The sequence below is a fragment of the Streptomyces macrolidinus genome (genome assembly GCF_023887685.1).
Classification (GTDB): domain Bacteria; phylum Actinomycetota; class Actinomycetes; order Streptomycetales; family Streptomycetaceae; genus Streptomyces; species Streptomyces macrolidinus.
The window spans coordinates 288,576-313,952 of sequence record NZ_JAMWMR010000006.1; the positions used below are offsets into that span (position 1 = coordinate 288,576).

The window sequence follows — 25,377 nt, forward strand, 5'->3', positions numbered from 1 at the left end:
GGTCCAGCCGGATTCGGCTGGGTACGGCGGATCAGGACCGGTGGGACGCGTCTCCGTCGCCCCGATCGGTCGGATCGTCCGGGCCGGTGAACACCTCGGCCACATCCCCGACCCAGGGCTCCCGCATGAGCTGGTAGTGGTCGCCGTCGGCGTACGAGACACGCAGCGTCCCGGCGAACCGCCGCCACCCGGTGATCGCGGCACGCACGGCCGCCTCCTCACCCTGGCGCGACACCACGAGATGCACGGGGCCCGCGTACGGGGAGGGCCGGTGCCCGGCCAGGCCGGACAGCATCCCGTGCCAGAACTCCATGAGCGACGCGGTGACCGGCCCGTTCAGCTCGGCCAGCGCCTCCGCGTCCACACCGAGCAGCCGCAGTACGTCGTCGATGGCGTGCTCCGCCAGGAGTCGGCGCGGTCCCAGCCGTCCCACGTCGGCACGCAGCCGCTCCAGCGCCGCCGCGTCCGCCGCCGCGTCCGGGCCCTGCTGGGGAGCCGCGTCGACGACGACGACACGATCGGCCACGATGCCCCGGTCCGCCAGCCGCGAGGCGACCTCGTGCGCCAGCACACCGCCGGCCGACCAGCCCGCGATCACGGGCCTGCGTCCCCGCAGCAGGGGCGCCAGTTCACGGGCGTAACCCGACGCCAGCGAGGCGAAGTCCGCCGTGTCCCCGCCGCTCATCAGGTCCCCCTGGACCCCCAGGACCTCGAAGGAGCCCGCGACCCGGGCCGTCAGATCCCGATAGCAGAAGAGCGTGCCACCGAGCGGATGCACCAGCACCAGCGGCTGGAGCCCGGGAGAGCCGCCGAGGCCGATGACGCTGCGCGGGCCGCCGCCCCGGCGCTCGGCCTCCTGTGCGTGCCGGGCGTCATCGAGGAACGCCGCCTGACCCGCCAGTGTGGGTGTGCTGTACAACTGCGGCAGCGGAACCGTGGTGCCGAACGCGGCGCCCAGCTCACCCGCGAGCCGTACGGCCAGCAGGCTGTGCCCGCCGATCGCGAAGAAGTCGTCCCGCCGGTCGGCGTGAACGCCGAGGACCTTGTGCCACACCTCGGCGACACGCCGCTCCGTCCGGGAGAACGCCGACTCCGCCGCGCCGGGGTCCGGTTCGCCCGGATTCCCGATGCCTTCGGGCGCTCCTGCGGGGAGGCCGGTGGTCGACAGGGCCCCGCGGTCCAGCTTCCCGGCCGGGGTGAGCGGCACCGTGTCGACGACGACGAAGTGCGTCGGAACCGCCGCCGACGAGAGCCGCGAGGCCGCGTGCCGCCGCAGTTCCCGCTGGTCCGGGGCGCCACCCTCGGCCGGTACGACGTTCGCCAGCAGCCCCTCGTGGTCCGGATGACGGCCGACGATCGCGGCGGCCACGCCCGGATGGGCACGCAACACGGCCTCGACCTCCTCCGGCTCGACACGCTCGCCGCGCACCTTCACCTGGTGGTCCACCCGCCCCAGGAACTCGAGATCGCCGGAGTCGGTGAGACGGCCGACGTCACCCGTGCGGTAGAGACGACTGCCCGCCGGGCCCCAGGGGTCCGGCACGAAACGCTCGGCCGTGACCCCGGGTCGGCCGAGATAGCCCCGGCCCACCCCGATGCCACCGACGCAGATCTCACCCGCGGTGCCGGGCGGCACTTCATGCCCCGCGGCGTCCAGGAGGTGGATCCGAGTGTTGGCGCAGGGCCTGCCGATGACGGGTCCGCTGTCGCCGGTCACCCGTGCCATGGTCGCCTCGACCGTCGCCTCCGTGGGCCCGTAACTGTTGAACACCTTGATCCCGGACCGCTCGGCCAGCGCCGCCCACAGGTCGGGCGGGCACGCCTCGCCGCCGAGAACGAGCAGCCGGGGCGGGTACGGAGCGTCCAACAGACCTTGTTCTACGAGCAGTTGACACTGTGCGGTGGTCGTGTCGATGACGTCCACCGCCCGCTCGCGATCACGGGCGAGAGCGACGAGATGCCCGGGGTCACGCCGCTGCTCCTCGCTCAGCACGCACAGGGTGTGACCGTCGAGCACCATCAGGATCTGTGCCAGCAGGAAGTCGGAGATGTACGCCGACGTGCCGGTCACCACCCGCAGCGGCTTCTCGGCCCCCAGCGAACGGGTGCGCGCCAACGGTGTTCCCACCGCGAAGGTGGCAAGGCTGCCGTGCTCGATCATGACGCCCTTGGGGCCACCGGTGGTGCCGGACGTGAACATCACATAGGCCAGGTCGCGGGTGCTCACGGACGGCAGCGCGGAACCGTCCGTCTCCTCTGCCTCATGTGTGAGGCACGACAGGTCGAACAGCGGGTGACCGCTCGGGGCGGCCTTCGGGTCGTCGGTGATCAGCAGGGTGGGCCGGGCCTGGTCCAGCATCGAGCGCAGCCGGTGTTCCGGCAGCCCGGGGTCGAGCGGGACGAACGCCGCCCCCGCCTTCCACACGGCCCAGAAGGTGGTCAGCGCCGCCGAGCCGGGCCGCAGGAAGATGCCGACGACATCGCCGTGACGCACCCCGCTCCGGCGCAGCCGCCGGGCGAGACGGTCGCTGTCCGCGTCCAGTCGGGCCAGAGTGATACGCGTCCCGCCGTCCTCGATCGCGATCGCGTCCGGGGTACGGGCGGCCTGCCGCTGCAGCAGCTCGTGCACCGGAACCCGGCCCGCCGCACGCGCGTCCGTCGTGTAGTTCAGCATGTCGAGCAGCGCCTGCTCGGCCTCGCTCAGCAACGGCGCCCCGTACACGTCCGCTTCGATGTCCGCCGCCACCGCTTCCAGCGCCCGCAGGTGGTAGTCGCGCAGCCGGGTGACCTGGTCGGCCGACAGCTTCGCGGTGTCGTACTCCAACTCCATCCACATCCCGCCGAGTACGGATTCCCGGCTGAGCGTGACGCTGAACGGGAAGCTCGTGGGAGCCATGCCGGGGACGTCGTCGCCCGGCCCCTCCTTGGCCAGCGCACCCGCCTCGGCGAGCGCGCCGAACTGCGGGAAGCTGTTGTAGGTGAAGTTGACCTCGAAGAGCGGCGCACCACCCAGCTCGCGCTGAAGCGCGGCCATCGGATACCTGCGGTGCGGCAGCATCTCGCGCTCGGCGTCGAACACGGCCCGCGCCAGCTCGGCCCAACTGCCCTCCCGTACCCGGAGCCTGAACGGCACGGTGTTGAGGAAGAGCCCGCGCACCTCGGCCCCGTCGGTCTCCTCCAGCCGGCCGTTGGCCGTCAGCCCGGTGATGACATCCGGGCTCCCCGTCGCCAGGCCCAGCGCACGCAGATGGGCGGCCAGCAACACGGCCTTGAGCGGAACACCGGCCTGCGCGGCACCCTGCTCCAGCGCGGCCAGGAGCTGCGGGGGCAGATGCGTGGTGACGTTGCGATAGCCCGGCTGGTCGGTCAACTCGACCGCGTCATAGGGGAGGTGGGCGTCGGGTCGGTCGGTGAGGAGGGTGTGCCAGTAGGTGGTGTGGGCGGGGTCGGTGAGCGCGTCTTGTTCGGCTGCGATGTAGTCGCGGTAGGTGGAGCGGAGGGGTGCGAGTGTGGGTGTGCTGCCGTCGAGGAGGGTGTGGTACGTCTCGATGATCTCGGCGAGGGTGGAGGCGAGGCTCCAGCCGTCGAGGATGGCGTGGTGGTCGGTGACGGTCCACTGGAAGGCGTCGTCGGACAGCACATGGACCGTCATACGGCACAACGGCGCCGCACTCGTGTCGAACACCTTCGCCCGCTCGGTACGGACGCACTCCCGCAGAGCCGCGCGCTGCGCGTCGTCCCCGAGACCCCGCAGATCCAGCACCGTCAGTGGCACATCGGCGTCCGTGTACACCAGTTGGAGCGGCTTGCTGTACCCGGTCAGCGCCAATGACGTACGCAGAACGGGATGCCTGCGCACCACCAGCGCGACGGCTCGCCGGAACAGCGGAGCGTCGAACGGACCGGCGACCGGGAGGTTCTCGACGTTCAGGTAGGGGTTGCGGTCGGGGTCGCGTTGCATCTCGTAGACCATGCCGATCTGGAGTTCGGCCATGGGGTAGGCGTCGTCGAGACCTGGGGGTAGCTGGCTGCGGTCGTGGGGGGTGAGGAGGGAGAAGGGTTCGGTGGTGGGTGCTGTGGTGGTGGGTTGGGTGGTGGTCGTCGTGGTGGTGGCGGCGAGGTCGGCGAGGGTGGGGTGCTGGAAGAGATCCTGGAGGTCGAGGGTGAGTCCGTGGTCGCGGGCTCGGCCGAGTACTTGGATGCTGCGGATGGAGTCGCCGCCGAGGTCGAAGAAGTTGTCGTGACGGCCGATGCGGTCGACACCGAGGATGTCGGCCCAGATGGCGGCGAGCAGTTGCTCTGCTCCGGGCAACGGGGCGACGAACTCGGCCGCCAGCTCTGGGCGTTCGGTTGTCGGATCGGGCAGTGCCCGGTGGTCGAGCTTGCCTTGCGGGGTGAGCGGGAGGGCGTCGAGGAAGACGAAGTTCCTCGGGATCATGTAACCGGGGAGGCGGTCGGCGAGGGCGTCGCGGAGTTCGCTGGTGGTGGGCTGGTCGGCGTCCGGTTCCGGGACGAGGTAGGCGACCAGGTCCGCGCGGTCACCGAGATCGTCCCGGACGACGACCACCGCCTGGCGGATCACGGCCAGCCGTGTCAACTGGTCCTCGATCTCGCCGAGTTCGATGCGGTAGCCGCGGATCTTGACCTGGGCGTCGGCGCGTCCGAGGTATTCGAGGTCGCCGGAGGGCGTCCAGCGGGCGAGGTCACCACTGCGGTAGAGCCGGGCACCGGAGGCCGGCGTCAGATGATCCGGTACGAATCGCTGGGCGGTGAGGGCGGGTTGGCCGGTGTAGCCACGGGCCAGGCCCGCGCCGCCGACGTGGAGTTCGCCGATGACGCCGATCGGGGTGGGGTTGCCGTAGGGGTCGAGGACGTGGAGGCGGAGGTCGGGGAGGGCCCGTCCGATGGTGGTGGTGTTGCCGTCCAGTTGGTGGTGGTCGATGTGGTGGGTGGTGACGTGGACGGTGGTTTCGGTGATGCCGTACATGTTGACGAGGCGGGGTGTGGCGTGACCGTGGCGGTCTGTCCAGCGGCGTACGGAGGGGGTGTCGAGTGCTTCGCCGCCGAAGACGATGGCGCGTAGGGCGAGGTCGTGTTGGTGGGTGTGGTCGGTGGCTTCGAACTGGCGGAAGGCGGAGGGTGTTTGGCTGAGGATGGTGACCGATTGGTCGTGTACGAGGGTGTAGAAGGCGTCGGCGTCGCGGCTGGTGAGGTAGGGGACGACGACGAGGCGTGCGCCGGTGGTGAGGGCGCCCCACATCTCCCAGACGGAGAAGTCGAAGGCGTAGCTGTGGAAGAGGGTCCAGGTGTCTTCGCGGCCGAAGGGGAGTCGTTGTTGGACGGCTTCGAAGAGGCGGGTGACGTTGGCGTGGGTGACTGTGGTGCCCTTGGGGCGTCCGGTGGATCCCGAGGTGAAGATGACGTAGCAGGCGTGATCGGGGTCGAGGCGCTGGGGGAGGTGGGCGAGGGCGTGGCTGAGGCTTGGTGTGGCCTTGGGTGTGGGGAGGGTGGTGATGTCGAGGGTGTGCCAGGGGCCGTCGGGGACGGTGGTGTGGGTGGGCTGGTGGGTGAGGACGAGGGTGGCGCCGACTTCGGTGAGCATGTGGTGCATGCGGTCGGTGGGGAAGGCGGTGTCGAGGGGGACGTAGACGCCGTGGGCCATGAGGACGGCGAGGGTGGTGATCACGGTGTCGACGGAGCGTTCGACGCAGACGCCGACGCAGATCTCGGGGCCGACGCCTTGCTCGACCAGGTGTGTGGCGATCTGGGCGGCTCGGGTGACGAGTTGGGCGTAGGTGAGGGTGGTGTCGTCGCAGACGACGGCCACGGCATCGGGGGTCTCCAGCGCGCGACGTATGACCAGTTCGTGGATCGCGCTGACGGACAGTGACGCGCCGTCACCTGCCCATGACTCCACCAACTCGCGTTCTGTGTCGCCGAGCAGAGTGACGTCTCTGATCGCGGTGTCGGGTGCGGAGACCATCGACTCCAGTACCCGCACGTAGTAGTCCCGCATCAACGCCACCTGAACGGAGGACAGCTCGCCGCTGTCGTACTCCATCTCCAGGCTCAGCCCCTGGTACCCGGGCTCCTGGCTGACGGCCACCAGCAGCGGGAAGTGGGTCCGCCCGCCCCCGTTCGCACGCGCCCGATCGTCGTCCGCGTCCGCGCCACCGGCGAGTGTGTCGATCTGGCGGAAGTGGTTGTAGACGAAGCCGGTCTCGAAGAGCGGTTCCCCGCCCAGTTCGCGCTGGATCGCGGACATCGGGTACCTGCGATGGGGCAGCATGTCCTGCTCGGCCTCGAACACCGCGCGCGCGAGGTCCTGCCAGTCGCCGTCCGGCAACTCCAGCCGGAACGGCAGCGTGTTGAGGAACAGCCCGCGCACCTCGGTGCCGTCGGTCTCCTCCAACCGCCCGTTGGACGACAGCCCCGTGACGACGTCCCGGCTGCCGGTGGCGAGGCTCATGACGCGCAGATGGGCCGCCAACAGCACGGACTTCAGTGGTACGCCGCACCGCCGGGCGAACCGGTCGAGATCCTCGCTCAGACCGACCGGCAGCGGAGTGATCAACTCTCCGTGCCGGCGCTCCGCGTCGTTGCGATGCACCTCGCCCGCGCCGTACGGCCCCGCGAGTCCCTCGGGAAGAGCGGTGGTGTGGCGGGGGAGTCGGGTGTCGGGTCGGTCGGTGAGGAGGGTGTGCCAATAGGTGGTGTGGGTGGGGTCGGTGAGTGTGTGCTGTTCGGCTGCGATGTAGTCGCGGTAGGTGGAGCGGAGGGGTGGGAGTGTGGGGGTGTGCCCGTCGAGGAGGGTGTGGTAGGTCTCGATGATCTCGGCGAGGGTGGAGGCGAGGCTCCAGCCGTCGAGGATGGCGTGGTGGTCGGTGACAGTCCACTGGAAGGCGTCGTCGGACAGCACCTGGACGGTCATCCGGAACAGCGGCGCCACCGCCACCGAGAAGCCCTCGTCCTGTTCACTACGGACGCGCTCCGCGACCGCCGCCCGTTGCGCGGCGTCGTCCCGACCACGCAGATCCACGACGGTCAGCGGCAACTCGACGCGTTCGTGCACGAGTTGCAACGGATCGCTGTAGCCGCTCAGGTCGAACGAGGTACGCAGGACCTCGTGGCGGGCCACCGCCAGCTCGACGGCCCGCCGGAAGGCGTCCTCCTCGAACCGCTCGCCGAGGCGCACCGTACTGACGTTGTGGTACGGGTTGCGGTCCGGGTCGATCTCCATCTCGTAGACCATGCCGACCTGGAGGGCCACCATCGGATAGGCGTCCACCAGCCCCTGCGGCAGTGCCTGCCGGTCCTTGTCCGACAACAGGGCGAACGGCTGCGTCGGTGGTGCGGGGAACCGGTCGTCGGTCTCGGCAGTCGCCTCGGTGGCGAGCGCGGCGAGCGTCGGGGACCGGAACAGCACGGGCAGCGTGAGCAGCAGACCCTCCTCCCGGGCCCGTCCGATCACCTGGATGCTGCGGATCGAATCGCCGCCCAGGTCGAAGAAGTTGTCGTGCCGGCCGATCCTCTCGACCCCGAGGACCTGACGCCAGATCACCGCCAGCCGCTCCTCCGCTCCGGGCAGCGGCGCCACGTACTGGGACGACAGCTCGGGCCGGTCCCCGGACGGTGCCGGGAGCCTGCCGCGGTCCACCTTGCCCTGGGCCGTCAGCGGGAACGCGTCGAGGAACACGAACGCCTTCGGCAGCATGTACTCCGGCAGCTTCTCCCGTAGCAGTGACCGCAGTTCGGACACATCGGGCGCCGGGTCGTCGCACACCACGTACGCCACCAGGTCGGCCCGGCCCGACGCGTCCTGCGGCGCGGTCACGACACACTGGCGTACGCGCGGATGAGCGCCGATCGCCGCGCTCACCTCGCCGGGCTCCACCCGGTAGCCGCGAATCTTGACCATGTGGTCGACCCGGCCGAGGAACTCCACCCGGCCCTCGGACGACCAGCGCCCCCGGTCACCCGTGCGATACAGCCGGGCACCCGGCACGGAGGGGTGCGGCAGGAACCGCTCGGCGGTCAGCGCGGGGCTGCCCAGGTAGCCGCGCGCGAGGCACGGCCCGGCGACGTACAGCTCACCCGGACTGCCCACGGGCACGGGATGACCGGCCTCGTCCAGCACTCGGACCTCGGTGTTGGCCAGCGGTGTGCCGAGTGGCAGCGGACCGGCCGGGAGCGAGTCCGCCGTGAAGACGCCGCACACCGAGAACGTGGTGGTCTCCGTCGGCCCCCAGCAGTTGACCAGCTCAAGTGACGGGCAGCGGGCGAGAATTCGGCCGGCGTGCGGCGCGGACACCGTCTCACTGCCGGTGAGCAGTCGGCGCAGCCCGTCGAAGGTCTGCGGCTGCTCGTCCACGAGCAGGGCGAACAGCGAGGCGGTGGCGTGGAGGACGGTCACGCCGTGCTCCGTCACCCAGCCCGCCACATCCGCCGGGGCGTACCGTCCGGGCGGCGCGAGCACGAGCCGGGCCCCCGCCGCCAGCGGCGCCCATATCTCGAAGGTGGAGACGTCGAAGGCTACGGTCGCGATCTGGAGAACGGTGTCGTCCTCCCGCAGCTCCATCGCGGGACCGCCGTGCAGAAGCTCGGTCACGTTGCGGTGCCGGGTCACCACACCCTTCGGCCGCCCGGTGGAACCGGAGGTGAAGATGGCGTAGCAGGCGTTGTCCGGCCCGGCGGAGACCTGCAACTCCCGGCCGAACGGCCCCTCTTCGGGCAGAGCGACGGTGTCCACATCGACCGTCTCCCACGGCCCCTGCGGAATCAGCTCCGTCGTGCTCGCCCCGGCCAGGACCACCCGCACGTCCGCTTCCTGGAGCATGTGCGCGAGCCGGGCCGCGGGGAAGGAGACATCCAGCGGTACGTAGGCCCCACCGGCCTTGAGCACGGCCAGCATGCTGACGACCAGCTCGGGCGAACGGTGCAGGCCGATCCCGACGAACACCTCGGGACCCACGCCCAGTTGACGCAGGCGATGGGCCAACCGGTCGGCGTGCGCGTCCAGTTCGCCGTACGTCAGGGACCGCTCCCCGGCGACGACGGCGACGCTGTCGGGCTGCGCCGCCGCCCGCGCCTCGACCAACTCGTGGACGGGCGTGGACGGGACAGCGGCGGTGTTGTCGTTCCAGCGTTCCAGCAGGGCTCGTTCGGCCTCGCCGAGCAGGACGGCCGCTCGGTGGTCCGCGTCCGGGTTCTCGGCGATCGCCCGCAGTGCCCGCAGGTGGTAGTCGCGGATCAGACGCATCTGCTCCGCGGGGAACTCCCTGGCGTCGTACTCCAACTCCATCCGCATTCCGGCCAGACCCGGTTCACGGCTCATCGCCACATGCAGCGGGAAGCTGGTCCGCGCGACCCCGGCGGCCGTCTCGTCGTGCGGTCCGGAGACCGAGGCCCGGCCCCCCTCGGCCAGCTCGTCCACGTGACGGAAGTGGTTGTAGACGAATCCGGTCTCGAACAACGGGTCGCCGCCCAGGGCGCGTTGCAGCGCCGGCATCGGGTATCGGCGGTGCGGCAGCATCTCGCTCTCGGCCTCGAACACGGCGCGCGCAAGGTCCGCCCAACTGCCGTCGGGCAGCCGCAGCCGGAACGGCAGCGAATTGAGGAACAGCCCACGGACCTCGGTGCCGTCGGTCTCCTCCAACCGCCCGTTGGACGACAACCCGGTGACGACATCCGCGCTGCCCGTGACCAGGCCCAGAACCCGCATATGGGCGGCCAGCACAACGGCCTTGAACGGCACACCGATACGAGCGGCACTGTCCTCCAGCGCCGACAGCAGCTCCGGCGGCACCACGGTGACCAGCGCTCCGTACCCACCCGTGCTGTCGTGCTCATGCACCTCGCCGTCGAGCCGTTCCCCGATCAGCGCGGAGTCGCCGTTGCCGCTGTTGTCGCTGTGGCGGGGGAGTCGGGTGTCGGGTCGGTCGGTGAGGAGGGTGTGCCAGTAGGTGGTGTGGGTGGGGTCGGTGAGTGTGTGCTGCTCGGCTGCGATGTAGTTGCGGTAGGTGGAGCGGAGGGGTGGGAGTGTGGGGGTGTGGCCGTCGAGGAGGGTGTGGTAGGTCTCGATGATCTCGGCGAGGGTGGAGGCGAGGCTCCAGCCGTCGAGGATGGCGTGGTGGTCGGTGACGGTCCACTGGAAGGCGTCGTCGGACAGCAGATGGACGGTCATCCGGAACAGCGGCGCCACCGCCGGATCGAACCCCGACGTCCGCTCCCCACGGACGTAGTCGGCCAGCTCACGCCGCTGCCCGGCCTCGCTCAGCCCGCGCAGATCCACCAGGCCGAGGGGTATCTCGACGTCCGTGTGCACCAACTGCATCGGCACGGACAGACCACTGAGGTCGAACGAGGTGCGCAGCACCGGATGCCGCTCCACCACCAGGGACACGGCCGCACGGAAGGCTTCCTGCTCGAACCGGCCCGGCAGATGCAGCGACGTCACGTTCAGGTAGGGGTTGCGGTCGGGGTCGCGTTGCATCTCGTAGACCATGCCGATCTGGAGTTCGGCCATGGGGTAGGCGTCGTCGAGGCCCGGGGGGAGGTGGTCGCGGTCGTGGGAGGAGAGGAGGGAGAAGGGTTCGGTGGTCGGTGCTGTGGTGGTGGGGTGTGCGGTGGTCGTGGCCGTGGCGAGGTCGGCGAGGGTGGGGTGCTGGAAGAGGTCCTGGAGGTGGAAGGTGAGTCCGTGGTCGCGGGCTCGGCCGAGTATCTGGATGCTGCGGATGGAGTCGCCGCCGAGTTCGAAGAAGTTGTCGTGGCGGCCGACGCGGTCGACACCGAGGATGTCCGCCCAGATGGCGGCGAGGGCTTCTTCGGTTCCCGGGAGCGGCGGGATGAACTCCGTTTCGAGGGTGGGTCGTTCGGAGGACGGGGCGGGCAGTGCCCGGTGGTCGAGCTTCCCCTGCGGGGTGAGCGGGAGGGCGTCGAGGAAGACGAAGTTCCTCGGGATCATGTAGCCGGGGAGCTGGTCGGCGAGGGCGTCGCGGAGTTCGCTGGTGGTGGGCTGGTCGGCGTCCGGTTCCGGTACAAGGTAGGCGACCAGGTCCGTACGGCCGTTCGCCTCCTGATACGGAAGGACGACGGCCTCACGCAGACCATCCAACCGGGCCAACTGGTCCTCGATCTCGCCAAGTTCGATGCGGTAGCCGCGGATCTTGACCTGAGCGTCGGCCCGGCCGAGGTATTCCAGGTCGCCGGAGGGCGTCCAGCGGGCGAGGTCACCACTGCGGTAGAGCCGGGAACCCGGTGTGTGTCCCAGGTGATCGGGGACGAAACGCTCGGCCGTGAGGGCCGGCCGAGCCCCGTACCCGCGCGCGAGCCCCGCCCCTGATACGTACAGTTCGCCGATGACGCCGATCGGGGCGGGGTTCCCGTAGCGGTCGAGGACATGGAGGCGGAGGTCGGGGAGGGCGCGCCCGATGGTGGTTACGTTGCCGTCCAGTTGGTGGTGGTCGATGTGGTGGGTGGTGACGTGGACGGTGGTTTCGGTGATGCCGTACATGTTGACGAGGCGGGGTGTGGCGTGACCGTGGCGGTCTGTCCAGCGGCGTACGGAGGGGGTGTCGAGTGCTTCGCCGCCGAAGACGATGGCGCGTAGGGCGAGGTCGCTTTGGTGGGTGTGGTCGGTGGCTTCGAACTGGCGGAAGGCGGAGGGTGTTTGGCTGAGGATGGTGACCGACTGGTCGTGTACGAGGGTGTAGAAGGCGTCGGCGTCGCGGCTGGTGAGGTAGGGGACGACGACGAGGCGTGCGCCGGTGGTGAGGGCGCCCCACATCTCCCAGACGGAGAAGTCGAAGGCGTAGCTGTGGAAGAGGGTCCAGGTGTCTTCGGGGCCGAAGGGGAGTCGTTGTTGGACGGCTTCGAAGAGGCGGGTGACGTTGGCGTGGGTGACTGTGGTGCCCTTGGGGCGGCCGGTGGATCCCGAGGTGAAGATGATGTAGCAGGCGTGATCGGGGTCGAGATGCCGGGGCAGGTGGGCCAGGGCGTGGCTGAGGCTTGGTGTGGCCTTGGGTGTGGGGAGGGTGGTGATGTCGAGGGTGTGCCAGGGGCCGTCGGGGACGGTGGTGTGGGTGGGCTGGTGGGTGAGGACGAGGGTGGCGCCGACTTCGGTGAGCATGTGGTGCATGCGGTCGGTGGGGAAGGCGGTGTCGAGGGGGACGTAGACGCCGTGGGCCATGAGGACGGCGAGGGTGGTGATCACGGTATCGAGGGACCGCTCGACGCAAACACCGACGCAGACTTCGGGTCCGACGCCTTGCTCGACCAGGTGTGTGGCGATCTGGGCGGCTCGGGTGACGAGTTGGGCGTAGGTGAGGGTGATGTCGTCGCAGACGACGGCCACGGCGTCAGGGGTCTCCAGCGCGCGACGTATGACCAGTTCGTGAATCGCGCTGACGGGGAGTTCCGCACCGTCACCCGCCCATGACTCCACCAACTCCCGCTCTGTGTCGCCGAGCAGGACGACGTCTCCGATCGCGGTGTCGGGTTCGGTGACCATCGACTCCAGTACCCGCACGTAGTAGTCCCGCATCAACGCCACCTGGTCCTCGACCAGCACACCGAGGTGGTAGTCGAGGCTCAGGAGCAGCCGGGTGGAGTACGGATTGCGGATCACACCGACACTCAGCGGGAAGTTGGTCGGCTCGGCACGCAGCGTGCTGAAGCTGTCGATCTTCCCGTCCACGATCGTCAGACTGCCCTCACCGAACTCGTCGGTGAGCACGTGGAAGTGGTTGTAGACGAAGCTGGTCTCGAACAGGGCCTCGCCACCCATCCGACGCTGGAGCGCGCCCAGCGGGTATCTGCGATGGGGCAGCATGTCCTGCTCGGCCTCGAACACCGCGTGGATGAGGTCCAGCCAACTGCCCTCCGGCAGTTCCAGCCGGAACGGGACGGTGTTGAGGAAGAGCCCCCGCACCTCGGTCGCCCCGGCCTCCTCCAGCCGCCCGTTGGACGACAGCCCGGCCAGTACGTCCCTGCTTCCGGTGACCAGACTCATGACCCGTAGATGCGCCGCCAGCATCACGGACTTCAGCGGCACCCCGCAGCGCTTGGCCAGCGCCAGCAGCTCGTCGCACAGCTCCGCCGGGAGCAGCGTCTCGATCGAACCGTGCTTCTCCGCAGTGTGCAGCACCCGCCACTCGTTCTCGCGCTCGGGCGTCGCCAGTTCGGCGTTGTGCCGGTCCGGCCAGCGGGGGAGCCGGCCCGTGGGCCGGTCCGTGAGTCGCTCCAGCCAGAACGCCTCACTCTCCTCCGAGCGCAGCACCTCCCGCTCCGCCGCGATGAAGTCGCGGTACGCGGACGCGGGCGGATCGAAGGCGGCGACCGTGTCCGCACCGGCCGCGAGCTGCTGGTAGAGGCCCGTGATCTCGGCGAGCGTGGAGTGAAGGCTCCAGCCGTCGAAGATGGCGTGGTGCTCGGTCACCGTCCACTGGAAGGCGTCGTCGGAGAGCCAGTGAATGCCGAACCGCAGCAACGGCGGCCGGGAGTGGTCGAACACATGGGAGCGTTCGAAGGCCACGTATGCGGCGATCTCCGCCTGTTGCGCCTCGTCGTCGAGTGCGCGCAGATCGGACACCACACACGGCATCTCGGCCGTGGCGTGCACCAGTTGGAGCGGCTCGCTGTACCCGCTCAGCTCCAGGGACGTACGGAGGATCGGGTGGCGTTCCACGACCAGGCGGAGCGCCTCCCTGAAGCTGCGCTCGTCGAACCGGCCGTTGATGCGCATGCTGTCCACGTTGTGGTACGGCAGCCGTTCACGGTCCAGCTCCATCTCGTAGATCATGCCGACCTGGAGTTCCGCCATCGGATAGGCGTCCACGAGGCCTTGCGGCAACCGCGCCCTGTCCTCGGCGCTCACCATGGAGAACGGCTCACTGTCGCGCTGCGAGGTCGCGGACACCGCGTGGGACGAGGTGGCTTCGGCAAGTCCCGCGAGGGTGGGCGAGCGGAAGAGGTCCTGCAGCTCGAAGCCCACCCCCTGGGTACGAGCCAGTCCCAGCACCTGGATGCTGCGGATGGAGTCGCCGCCGAGGTCGAAGAAGTTGTCGTGGCGGCCGATGCGGTCGACGCCGAGGACGCTGCTCCAGATCCCGGCGAGCAGTTCCTCCGTTCCGGGCAGCGGGGCGACGAACTCGGCGGCCAGTTCTGGGCGTTCGGTCGTCGGATCGGGCAGTGCCCGGTGGTTGAGCTTGCCTTGCGGGGTGAGCGGGAGGGCGTCGAGGAAGACGAAGTTCCTCGGGATCATGTAGTCGGGGAGGTGGCCCGCGAGGGCGTCGCGGAGTTCGCTGGTGGTGGGCCGGTCGGTGCCCGGTTCCGGGACGAGGTAGGCGACGAGGTCCGTGTGACCGCCGAGATCGTCCCGGACGACGACCACGGCCTGCCGGATCTCGGGCTGCCGTCCCAACCGTGCCTCGATCTCCGGCAGTTCGATGCGATAGCCGCGCACCTTCACCTGGGCGTCGGCCCGGCCGAGGTACTCCAGGTCGCCGGAGGGCTTCCAGCGGGCGAGGTCACCACTGCGGTAGAGCCGGGCCCCCGGTGTGGGGCCGAGATGGTCGGGCACGAATCGCTGCGCGGTGAGAGCCGGTTGGCCCGTATAGCAACGCGTCACGCCGGGCCCGCCGACGTACAGCTCCCCGACGACTCCGATCGGACTCGGATCGCCCGACGGATCCAGGACGTAGAGCCGGAGGTCGGGCAGCGGACTGCCGATCCGGCTGAACGTACCGTCGAGTTGGTCCTCGTCCACCTCGATGTAGGTCACGTGCACGGTGGTCTCGGTGATGCCGTACAGGTTGACGAGCAGCGGCGAGGTGTAACCGTGCCGGGTGCCCCAGCGGCGTACCGAGGCCCGGTTCAGCGCCTCGCCCGCGAACAGCACGGCCCGCAGGGCCAGTTCGTCCCCTGCCGCCGCGTCGACCGTCTCGAACTGGCGGAAGGCGGACGGGGTTTGGCTGAGCATCGTGACCGACTGGTCGCGTACGAGCGCGTAGAACGCCTCCGCGTCCCGGCTGGTGAGGTAGGGGACGACGACGAGGCGTCCGCCACTGGTGAGAGCACCCCACATCTCCATGACCGACACGTCGAAGGCATAGCTGTGGAAGAGGCTCCAGGCATCGTCCGGGCCGAAGGGGAGGCGTTGTTGGACGGCTTCGAAGAGGCGGGTGACGTTGGCGTGGCTGACGGTGGTGCCCTTGGGGCGGCCGGTGGACCCCGAGGTGAAGATGACGTAGCAGGCGTGATCGGGGTCGAGACGCTGAGGGAGGTGGGCCAGGGCGTGGCTGAGGCTTGGAGCGGCTTCAGGCACGGGGAGGGTGGTGATGTCGAGCGTGTGCCAAGGGCCGTCGGGGACGGTGGTGTGGGTGGGCTGATGGGTGAGGACGAGGGTCGCGCCGACTTCGGTGAGCATGTGGTGCATGCGGTCGGTGGGGAAGGCGGTGTCCAAAGGCACGTAGACGCCGTGGGCCATGAGGACGGCGAGGGTGGTGATCACGGTGTCGACGGACCGCTCGACACAGACACCGACACAGACTTCGGGGCCGACGCCTTGCTCGACCAGGAGCGTGGCGATCTGCGCGGCTCGGGTGACGAGCTGGGCGTAGGTGAGGGTGGTGTCGTCGCAGACGACGGCCACGGCATCGGGGGTCTCCAGCGCGCGGCGTATGACCAGTTCGTGGATCGCGCTGACGGGAAGTTCCGCACCGTCACCCGCCCATGACTCCACCAACTCCCGCTCGGCGGGCCCCATGAGGGGAAGCCGGCTCACCGGGAGATCGGGGGTGGCGAGGATCTGACCGAGCAGGATCTGCCAGTGGTCCACCAGGGTACGGATGGTGTCGGCGTCGAACAGGTCCGTCGCGTACTCGACTTGGAGATGGAGCCCGTCCGGACGCCGGTACACCGACCAGGTGAGGTCGAACTTCGCGGTCCCCGTGGGCACCATGGAACGCTCGACGCTCAGCCCCTCACCGAAGGGCTCCAGCGGCTCCTCCTCGTGGAAGGCGAAGAGCGTCTGCACGATCGGGTTGTGACTCAACGACCGTTCGGGGTGCAACTGCTTCACGGCGAGATCGAACGGGGCCCTGCTGCGGGAGAGCGCGCTCAGCAGCGACGCGCGGGAGCGCGCCACGAGTTCCCGGAAGCCGGGGTCGTCCCCCAGGTCCACCCGCAGGACGAGCGTGTCGACGAAGAAGCCGACCAGATCGTTGAGCTTGGCGTTGTCCCGGCCCGCCACCGGGGAACCGACGACGATGTCGCCGCTCCCCGAGTGGCGCGCGGCGAGCACCTGGAAGGCGGCGAGCAGCACCGTGTACAGACTGACGTTCTCCTCGGCGGCGAACGCCTCCAGCGCCGCCGAGGACACCCCGGTGAGCGGGAAGTCCGTCGTCTCGCCCCGATAGCTCATCTCGGCCGGTCGGGGGCGGTCCGTGCCGAGGTCCAGCACGGCCGGAGCATCGGCCAGCGCGTCCGTCCAGGCCGCCAGGGTCTTCTCCGTACGAGGGCCGCGCAGCGTCTCGTGCTGCCACAACGCGTAGTCGGCGTACTGGACCGGCAGGGGCCGGACCGACCCGCCGCCCGCGCGATACGCCTCGTTCAGCCGACGTTGGAAGACGTCCAACGACCAGCCGTCACAGGCGATGTGATGGAACGTGAGCTGCAACCAGTGCTCGTCCTCGGACAGTTGGTACAGCGTCGCGCGCAGCATCGGATCCCGGGCCAGGTCGAACGGCCTGCGGGCATCGGCCTCGACGGCCTCCTGAGCGCTGCGGACGCGGTCGGCGGGGGCGAGGCCGGTGAGGTCGACGAGCGGGCAGTCCGTCTCACGGGCCTCCAGCAACCGCTGGCGCGGTTCCCCGTTCTCGTCCGCCTCGAAGACGGTGTACAGGGCGTCCTGACCGGCCGCGGCCGTGGCGACGGCGGCCGTCAGACGGGCGGTGTCCAAGGGGCCGGTGAAGCGGAGAACGACCGGGATGTTGTAGACAGCGTTGTCGCCGAGCCAGCGGTCCAGGAACCAGAGCCGCTGCTGGCCGAAAGAGAGCGGACCGCGCTCGTCCGGCCTGGCGCGGAGTCGGCCGGCCGGTGACGGTCTCGTACCGCCTCCCGCGCGTGCGCCGTCTTCCGCGTTCTGGTCGGTTGTGGGGGTGCCGTCCATGATGATGCCCTTCTCACCGGTCCGCTAAAGGTGCAATAAAAACGAAACGCGGTCACGGGTTCTTGGAGATGCGTGGCGGTGCAAACCTGCACTGCCGAAGGGAACCTGTGAACGCTGCAAAGAACTGCGGGATCATTTGCATGGGACATGGAGGAGCGCTGTCACATTAGAGAGGCCCGTCACGACTGGTCAACCCTCGTGATCAGTGCCTGACCTGCGCCTTTTAACGATCGGGAGGGTTTTGGATCAGTTCCTTAGCGTAAATTTAGGGAAGCAATAGAGCCGGGCAAGCGCATGGCTGCCTTATAGGGGAACGCATATGGGCGGAAGATTGAATCGCGTTTGGGCGCGTCTTTGCCTCGGAGGCCCTTGAGGGTTGTGGGAAGTTGCGCAGGGCCGCCGGGAGAGGCTGTCAGCGGGACAGTCGTGACGGGCCGCACGCCGATATCGAGTCGGCGAAAGGGGTGCGGTGGCTACGGCCGGACCGCCGTGCCGCCACCCGAGAAGGGGCCCTTTCGGGCCAGTGCCGCCGAACTTCTCATCAGGCGGGAGGAGATGGTCCACAGGCCGATTTCCGCTGCCTGCCGACCCGCCGCCGCCACCTGGGCGCGCTCCTGCTGGTACCAGGCGAACGGGTCCGCCAGCAGACGGTCGACCAGGCTTCGGGGCATCGCATGGCAGCGAATGGGCTCGTCCGGCACGGGCGGGTCCCCGTACCCGCCGCGGCGCTGCGCTTCTCCGGTGAGATACGCCAAGGTGTCGAGAACGCGCCGCAGCGCCGCTCGTTGCTCCTCCGGTGACTCCTCCGCCGCCAGGCGTTCCAGGGCGAAGGCCCGTACGAAGGAGGGGAAGCGGTACCGGACGGCTCTGGACGTCTCATCCACCACCGCGTCGAGCAGATAGGACTCGGTGAGTTCGTCCAACAGGTCCTGGGCGCGGTGCGGTTCGCATTCGAGCAGCGGGGCGCCGATCCAGGGGGCGAAGTCGGGCAGCTTCAACTGGGCGAGTCTGCGCAGGGTTTGCCGGGCCTCCGGACTGAGCGCACCGTAAGCCGGGGCCATGCAGGTGCGGACCGCCTGCTCCACGTGGCGCAACTCGTCCGGGCGTCGCGCCACCTCGGCGTAGCGGTCCACCGCCTCGGTCTGGACGACGGCATCCGCCACGGCCCGGTGCGGCCGGGCGGCCAGCCGGGCGGCAGCCGCGCGCAGCAGGAGCGGCAGATCGTCGCAGGCACGGCAGAGTTCCTCGACGGCCAGTGGTTCGGCGGCGACCCGCCGGCGGCCGATGATCTTCACCAGCAGGTCCACGGAACTCTCCCGCCGGAACCGGGAGAGTTCGATACGGGTGTCCGCGGGCAGCCCGGTGAAGCGCCGCCACGAGGTGATCAGCACCCGCGAACCGGGCGATCCGGGGAGCAGCGGGGCGACCTGGCCCTCGGACGTCGCGCCGTCCAGCACGACGAGGACTCGGCCCTCCGCCAGCAGGTCGCGGTACATCTCGGCGCGTTCCTCGACGCTGCCGGGGACGGCTTCGTCGGCCACGCCGAGCGCGCGCAGGAAGCGGCGGAGCACCTCGGCGGGGCTCGTGGGGTGGCCCGGAGCGCCGGACAGATTCGCGAAGAGCTGCCCATCGGGGTAGTCCGGAGCGAGTCGATGGGCGACGTGTACGGCGAGGGTCGTCTTGCCCGAGCCGCTCCGACCTGTGATCACGGTGACGGGGACGACGGTCCGGGGCGCGTCGGTGCGGGTGGAGGCGGCAAGAATGCGCTGGATCGCCTGCGCGCGGCCGGTGAAGTCGGGGATGTCGGCGGGCAGCAGCCGCGGAATCCGGTGCGCCAAAGGTGCCGGAACCACCGGAAACGCAGGGGGAGTTGGGCCGTTGCCGGGTCCGGTCGGCTGGGCGGGGTCCGTCGTGACCTTGATGCAGGGCTGGATCCGGGGCGGCGTGTCCCACTCCTCTTCCCCCGCCAGGATCATGCGGTGCAGTCGCTGCAGCTCCGCGCCGGGCTCGATGCCGAGCCTCTCGACGAGGGCCGTCCGCGCCTGGCGGTACACCTCCAGGGCCTCGGCCTGCCGTCCCGCGCGGTGGAGCGCGGTCATCAGGAGCACCCGCAGACGTTCCCGCAGGGGGTGGGCGGCGACCAGGGCGCCGAGTTCACTCACGGCGCGGTGGTGGTTGCCGAGTTGTAGTTCGAGTTCGAGGCACTGCTCCTGTACGGCGAGGCGGCGCTCGTCGAGTTGGACGGCGTTCGCTCGTACCGGCTTGCTGCTGATATCGGTCAGAGCGTGCCCCTGCCACAGCCCCAGCGCGGCCCGTAACTCCTTCACCGCCTGCTGGGGTTGATGGGCGGCAGCGGCTCGTCCGCCTGCCGCGACCCGTTCCTCGAAGTCATGGAGGTCGAGTTGCCCCTCGGTCGTCCGTAAGAGATAGCCGGGCGAGCGGGTCACGATGGGGCAGGGGTGGGGGCCCGAGGTGAGCATGCGGCGCAGGGCGCAGATGCCGATCTGCACCTGGGTACGGCTCGTCGCCGGTGGCTTCCGCTCCCATATCGCCTCCACCAGACGGTCGTTGGAGACGACACGTCCCGAGTCGAGAAGCAGCATCGCCAGCACCGTGCGCTGACGCTGTCCGCTGACATCGATGCGCCTGCCGTCGTCCACGACTTCGAGCGGCCCCAGAATCCTGAACTGCATGGGCCCCCTTCGAGGCAGTGGCGGCTCATAGAGGGCGCTGGCAACCAGCCTGACGTACAGGCCTGCCGGCCTCCAGCGCGCCTGGCGTGTTCGAATATCGGTGCAAGGGGTACGAAAAGCGGATACGGGACGTGCATTCGAATGATTGCATGATCGAAAGGACCCGTCAACGACTCACTTCCCTGGCCGCGCCCGTCAACTCCTTTTCTATGCAGGCACGTTATGGAGTCCTGCCATCCGCGAGTTCCGGGAATGGAACGTCCGAAATTCCATGTTTGAAGTGCGGCACCCCGGTTCTTTCCGGGGGTGAATCCCTGGGGGTGATCGGGTTCCGGCCATCGGATGAGTGCGGCGACACGATCCTGGGGTGCGCGCGCATGCGGTCCGGTCCTACGGGCTCGCGCGAGCGGATCCTGACCTACGCGCGAGCGGATCCTGGCGTACGCCGCATCCGGTGCGGGCCGCTACACCAGTGCCCCGTCCCCTACCACGACCCGCAGCGCGGCCTCCGACGGTGAGCCGGGCTCCGCCACGTACACCATGAGTTCCTGGCCCTCGTCCCCGCCCCCGGTCGCGGGGAGGATCAGCTTCTCGTAGCCCAACTCCAGCTCGCCCACTGCCGGATGACGCAGCCGGTGCCGACCGGTCCGCTTCTCGGCGACGGCCCGTGCCTCCCACAGCTCCCGGAAGCGAGGGCTGAGCCGCCGCAGCTCCAGCAGCACCGCGCACAGCCGCGGCTCGTCCGGGGTCCGCCCCGATGCCGCCCGCAACCCCGCGACCAGTTGCTCACGCACCGCCTCCTGATCGGCGTGCAGTCGCCCGGCGGCCGGTTCCAGGAACATCATCAGGGCGAGGTTGAGCCGGTCCTCGGGGACCTCTTCCAGCAGCGGCCAGAGCAGTCCCAAGGCCCGGTTCCAGGCCAGGACATCCAGCCCTCTCCCCAGTACCAGCGCGGGAGTCGCCCCCAACCCGTCCAGCAGCGCCCGCACTTGCGGCCGAACCCGCTGCCGCGGCACCGGCGGTGGGGTGCACACGCCGCCCTCTCCGGCCGAACCGCCCGTCGGCCGCGCGGCCACGTTGTGCAGATAGCGGCGCTCGTCCGCGTCGAGCCGCAGTGCCCCGGCGACCGCGTCGAGGATCTCCGCCGATACCGCCGTCGCCCGGCCCTGTTCGATCCGGGTGTAGTAGTCGACACTGACCCCGGCCAGTTGGGCCACTTCTTCCCTGCGCAGCCCGCGCACGCGGCGCCGGTTGGTCCCTTCGGGCAGCCCCAACTCGCTTGGCGAAAGGGCGGCTCGCCGCCCCTTGAGGAAGGGCCCCAGCTCGGAACGTGCGTCCACCATACGGTCCAGTATGGCCCAGCCGTCTCCGACCTGGTCGTCCACCCGATCGGCCCTTCACTCACCCGCCCCTTCGCTCGACCTGGCCCTTCGCTCAACCTGGTTCTGCCGGACCCAGGTTGGAGCGGATCTGGTTACGAGGCGCGGTCCGGCCGACAGTGGATGCGTCAGCACGCCCGCCGGTATCCGGCAGAACGCAACGCACGGCGCCCCGCGAAGGAGAGACCGTCATGAAGTACCGCACACTCGGTGGAAGTGGCATCCAGGTCAGCGAGTTCACCCTCGGCGCGATGATGCTCGGCGCGTGGGGGACGGCCGACCACGACGAGGCCGTTCGGATCGTGCACACCGCACTGGACGCCGGAATCAACACCGTCGACACCGCCGACATGTACTCGCTCGGTGAATCCGAGGAGATCGTCGGCAAGGCCCTCAAGGGGCGGCGTGACGATGTCGTCCTGGCGACCAAGTTCCACAACCCGATGGGCGAGGACCCCAACCGCCGCGGCAATTCTCGCCGTTGGATCGCCCAGGCCGTCGAGGACAGCCTGCGCCGCCTGGACACCGACTGGATCGACCTCTACCAGATCCACCGCCCCGATCCGGAGACCGACTTGGAGGAGACCCTCTCGGCCCTGTCCGACCTGGTCCGGGCAGGCAAGATCCGCGCCTATGGCACCTCCGCCTTCCCGGCCTCGGAGTTGGTGGAGGCGCAGTGGACGGCCGACCGGCGCGGCCTGGTGCGCCCGCGCGGCGAGCAGCCGCCGTACTCGATCCTCGCCCGTGGCATCGAACGGGAGGTGCTGCCGATGGCGCGGAAGTACGGGGTGGGTGTGATCACTTGGTCGCCGCTGAGCGGGGGCTGGTTGTCGGGCAGGTACGGCGGCCCGGACGGGGCGGACCCGCGCACCTCGCACCGCGGCAACACCGGGATGGTGGACTCACTGTTCGATATGAACCTGCCCGGCAACCGCGCCAAGTTGGATGCCGTCACCGAGCTGAAGAAGGTGGCGGCCGAGGCGGGAGTCTCCCTGCCGACCCTCGCCACGGCCTTCGTCCGCAGCCACCCCGCGGTCACCTCGGTCATCATGGGCCCGCGGACGATGGAGCACCTGGAAGGCATGCTGGAGGGTGTGGACGTCCGGTTGGACTCGGCGATCCTCGACCGCATCGACGAGGTGGTCCCGCCGGGAACGGACATCGCGCGCGATGTGACCTTCTACGAGCCGCCCGCCCTGACGGACGCCTCGCTGCGGAGGCGGCGGTGAAGCGTGCGGACGCGCCGGTGAAGCGTGCGGACGCGCCGGTGAAGCGTGCGGACGCGGCGGTGAAGCGTGCGGACGCGGCCGGTCTGTCGGCATCGCCGAACCTTCGCACAAGCGCCCGTCCGGGCGCTGCCCGCCGAGTTGTCCGTGAACTCCCCTGGAATTGTCCGTGATTGGTAACAGACGCATCCTGCGGCCGCCGTGCCTCGTCCTGTCATGTGGTCGGAAGGCGACCAGGGGTCGGCGAGGAACTGCGGGAAAGTGGGGCGGACATGGCGCGGCACGGTGGCGGGCGGGGCTGGTACGGCAAGGTGCTCGGGGCGGCGCTCGGGGTGACGGTGCTGGCCGCCGGTGCCTCGGCGTGGACCGCGCAGGCCGGTTCCGCGGGTGACTCGTCGCCTCGTGCGACCGCGTCGGCCGCGCCGGGCGGTGACGTCAAGGCGGTGGGGGTGAGCATCGCGCACGCCTCGGACAAGGGGGACCACGCCGTCAACATCACCATCGACGACGGCCCCGACCCCGTGTGGACCCCTCAAGTGCTCGACATCCTGCGGGAGTACGGGGTGAAGGCCACGTTCTGCATGGTGGGACCGCAGGCGAAGGCCCACCCGGACCTCGTGAAGAAGGTGGTCGCGGCCGGGCACCGGCTGTGTGACCACACCGTGTCGCACGACACCGCCATGGACTCCAAGTCCGAGGCCTACCAGTCGCAGCAGATCCTCGACGCCGAGCGCATGATCACGGAGGCGTCCGGGGGCGTCCGGCCGATGTACTACCGGGCGCCCGGTGGGGCGTTCACCCCCTACAGCCGCAAGCTGGCCGCCTCCCGGGGCATGCGCCCGTTGGGCTGGAACGTGGACACCAAGGACTTCGAGCGGCCGGGCACGGAGGCCATCGTCGCCACCGTCGAGCGGGAACTGTCCAACGGGCCGACGCTCCTCTTCCATGACGCGGGCGGCGACCGCTCCCAGACCGTCGCGGCCCTGCGCCGCGTCCTCCCGTGGCTCAAGGAGCAGGGCTACTCCTTCGGCTTCCCGGCGCGTTGAGCCGACTTCAAGGCGGTGTGTGCGGTGTGTTGACGGGCGGCGTGCCGACGCGGGCGGCGTGTCACAGGTGTTGTGTGGCACGCCGCCCGCGTCGGCGTCGGTGGCACCCGGTCAGGGGCGCAGGATCAACCGGATCGGGTCGCCGGTCTTGTTCGTCAGCCGCTCCACCGCTTCGGCGGCCTCCGCCAGCGGGAGTTCACCGCTGATCGACGCGGAGAAGTCCAGTCGGCCGCCCTGGAGCAGGGACAGCAACTGGGGCAGCGCGACCGGCATGTCGGAGCCGTAGTGGCCGAGGATCTGCTGCTGGAGGTAGCTGAAGCGGGTGCCGTCGGTGACGGTCAGCGGCTTGTCGGTCAGGCCCACGAGGACCAGCCTGCCCTTGCGCGCGAGCACCGACAGAGCCTGCTCACGGACGGCCGGCACACCGGCGAAGTCGAAGGCGGCGGCGAGACCGGCGCCACCGGTCGCCTCGCCGATCCGCTCGCGCAGCGCCGGGTCGGCGGAGTCGAGCGCCAGGTCCGCTCCCTGGGCGAGGGCGCGCTCGCGGGCGGTGGGGTTGGGGTCGACCGCGATGACGGGGCACGCGCCGATGGCCCGCAGCAACTGGACGGCGTGGACGCCGAGTCCGCCGACACCCCATACGCCGACGGCCTCGGCGGGCTTCACGGCACCCGTCACGGTGATCGCGCCCCACGGAGTGGAGACCGCGTCCGGGATGATCGCGCCCTGGTCGAAGGGGATGGCCGCGGGCAGTTCGGTGAGGGCGTTCTCGGCGGAGAGCGCGTACTCGGCCCAGCCGCCGTCGTAGTCCACGCCACGCGTGTACGTGACGCCGCCGCGGATCTCACCCGCGTACAGCACGACCCGCTGCCCCGGGGTCCAGCGGGTGACGCCCTCGCCGATCTCCGCGATGGTGCCGGACACCTCGTGGCCCAGGGTGACCGTGTCGCCGCGCAGCAGCAGCGGTGTGAGGGTGCCGTCGATCAGGTGGACGTCCGACAGGCAGACGCCCGCGGCCTCCACCTTCACCAGGACCTGGCCGGGACCGGGTGCGGGCTTCGCCACCTCCTCGATGCGCAGGGTGCGGCTGGGGATGTGCAGCCGGGCGGCGAGCATCTGCTCCATGAATGGCCTCCTTGACACGGCGGCGACCTGGGGCCGCGGGCCCCTCGACGCAAGTCACCTTGCGATGAAACGTACGCTCGCCGTTCAGGTAACGCAAGTAGACCTGCGTTACCATGGATCATGCCCTCGTCCGACCGGAACGTACCGTCCCAGAACGTGCCGCCCTTGCGGCGCCGAGGAGCCCGTATGCGCTCCGCCGTCCTCGCCGCCACCGTGGACGTCCTGACCGAACACGGGCTCGCCGGCACGACCGTCGGCGCCGTCGCCCGCGCCGCCGGAGTCCACGAGACCTCCGTCTACCGGCGGTGGGGGACCCGCGAGAACCTCATCCTGGAAGCCCTGACCGAACAGGTCGACGCGGCGATGCCCCTGCCGGACACCGGGCATGTCCGGGACGACCTCGCGGCCTACTTCGGCGCGCTGGCGCGGCTGCTCGCGACGGCACAGGGCAAGGCGCTGCTCCGGCTGAGCGCCGAACGCGACGACACCCTGCCGGACCGCCGCCTCCCCTTCTGGACCGAGCGCCTCGAACGCGGCGCCGTCATGGTCCGCCGGGGCGTCGAGCGCGGCGAACTCGCACCGGACACGGACCCCGGCCTCGTCATCGAGGCCATCAGCGGCGCCCTGTTCACCCGCGCCCTGATCAGCGGCGCCCCACTCGACGAGACCCTCGCCACGCGCCTCGTCACCCTCGCACTGACGGGCGCGCTCCCGCGACCTCCGGCCGAGTAGCCGCGGGGC

7 protein-coding genes are annotated in these 25,377 nt (G+C 70.0%); 3 read left to right on the forward strand and 4 right to left on the reverse strand.

Annotated elements, in window-relative coordinates; translation table 11 throughout:
- Positions 1–31: 31 nt before the first annotated feature.
- From NGF19_RS10420 to NGF19_RS10430, 3 genes are all read right to left on the reverse strand, one after another.
- On the reverse strand, positions 32–17,167 hold the full coding sequence (locus NGF19_RS10420) for a non-ribosomal peptide synthetase (protein WP_252424291.1): 17,136 nt from the start codon (positions 17,165–17,167) through the stop codon (positions 32–34).
- Positions 17,168–17,640: 473 nt separating this feature from the next.
- Positions 17,641–19,860 (reverse strand): AfsR/SARP family transcriptional regulator, encoded by a 2,220-nt coding sequence (locus tag NGF19_RS10425; RefSeq protein WP_252424292.1) that lies wholly within the window; start codon positions 19,858–19,860, stop codon positions 17,641–17,643.
- A 464-nt stretch (positions 19,861–20,324) separates the two neighbouring features.
- Positions 20,325–21,203 carry a helix-turn-helix domain-containing protein gene (locus NGF19_RS10430; RefSeq protein WP_252424293.1) on the reverse strand — a complete coding sequence of 293 codons (879 nt, stop codon included), beginning with the start codon at positions 21,201–21,203 and terminating at the stop codon, positions 20,325–20,327.
- Between the two features lie 227 nt (positions 21,204–21,430).
- On the opposite strand from NGF19_RS10430, the gene NGF19_RS10435 reads away from it, so the two are divergent.
- Both NGF19_RS10435 and NGF19_RS10440 read left to right on the forward strand, forming a co-directional pair.
- The gene (locus tag NGF19_RS10435) at positions 21,431–22,468 is read left to right on the forward strand and encodes an aldo/keto reductase (protein WP_252424294.1); all 1,038 of its coding nucleotides are present in this window, start codon (positions 21,431–21,433) and stop codon (positions 22,466–22,468) included.
- Positions 22,469–22,737: 269 nt separating this feature from the next.
- A complete protein-coding gene (locus tag NGF19_RS10440) occupies positions 22,738–23,511 on the forward strand; it encodes a polysaccharide deacetylase family protein (protein WP_252424295.1) in 774 nt (257 codons plus the stop codon).
- A gap of 111 nt (positions 23,512–23,622) precedes the next feature.
- Here the strand turns inward: NGF19_RS10440 and NGF19_RS10445 are convergent, their stop codons facing one another.
- Complete coding sequence (locus NGF19_RS10445; RefSeq protein ID WP_252424297.1) at positions 23,623–24,636, reverse strand: zinc-binding dehydrogenase; 1,014 nt, start codon at positions 24,634–24,636, stop codon at positions 23,623–23,625.
- Positions 24,637–24,822: 186 nt separating this feature from the next.
- Between NGF19_RS10445 and NGF19_RS10450 the strand changes: the two genes are divergently transcribed.
- Entirely contained in the window at positions 24,823–25,368 is a 546-nt protein-coding gene (locus NGF19_RS10450; protein ID WP_252424299.1) for a TetR/AcrR family transcriptional regulator, read from the forward strand.
- Positions 25,369–25,377 lie beyond the last annotated feature (9 nt).

Coding starts and splice junctions, on each gene's coding strand:
- NGF19_RS10420 (WP_252424291.1), bottom strand. CDS start 17,167: ATGGACGGCACCCCCACAACCGACCAGAACGCGGAAGACGGCGCACGC.
- NGF19_RS10425 (WP_252424292.1), bottom strand. CDS start 19,860: ATGCAGTTCAGGATTCTGGGGCCGCTCGAAGTCGTGGACGACGGCAGG.
- NGF19_RS10430 (WP_252424293.1), bottom strand. CDS start 21,203: ATGGTGGACGCACGTTCCGAGCTGGGGCCCTTCCTCAAGGGGCGGCGA.
- NGF19_RS10435 (WP_252424294.1), top strand. CDS start 21,431: ATGAAGTACCGCACACTCGGTGGAAGTGGCATCCAGGTCAGCGAGTTC.
- NGF19_RS10440 (WP_252424295.1), top strand. CDS start 22,738: ATGGCGCGGCACGGTGGCGGGCGGGGCTGGTACGGCAAGGTGCTCGGG.
- NGF19_RS10445 (WP_252424297.1), bottom strand. CDS start 24,636: ATGGAGCAGATGCTCGCCGCCCGGCTGCACATCCCCAGCCGCACCCTG.
- NGF19_RS10450 (WP_252424299.1), top strand. CDS start 24,823: ATGCGCTCCGCCGTCCTCGCCGCCACCGTGGACGTCCTGACCGAACAC.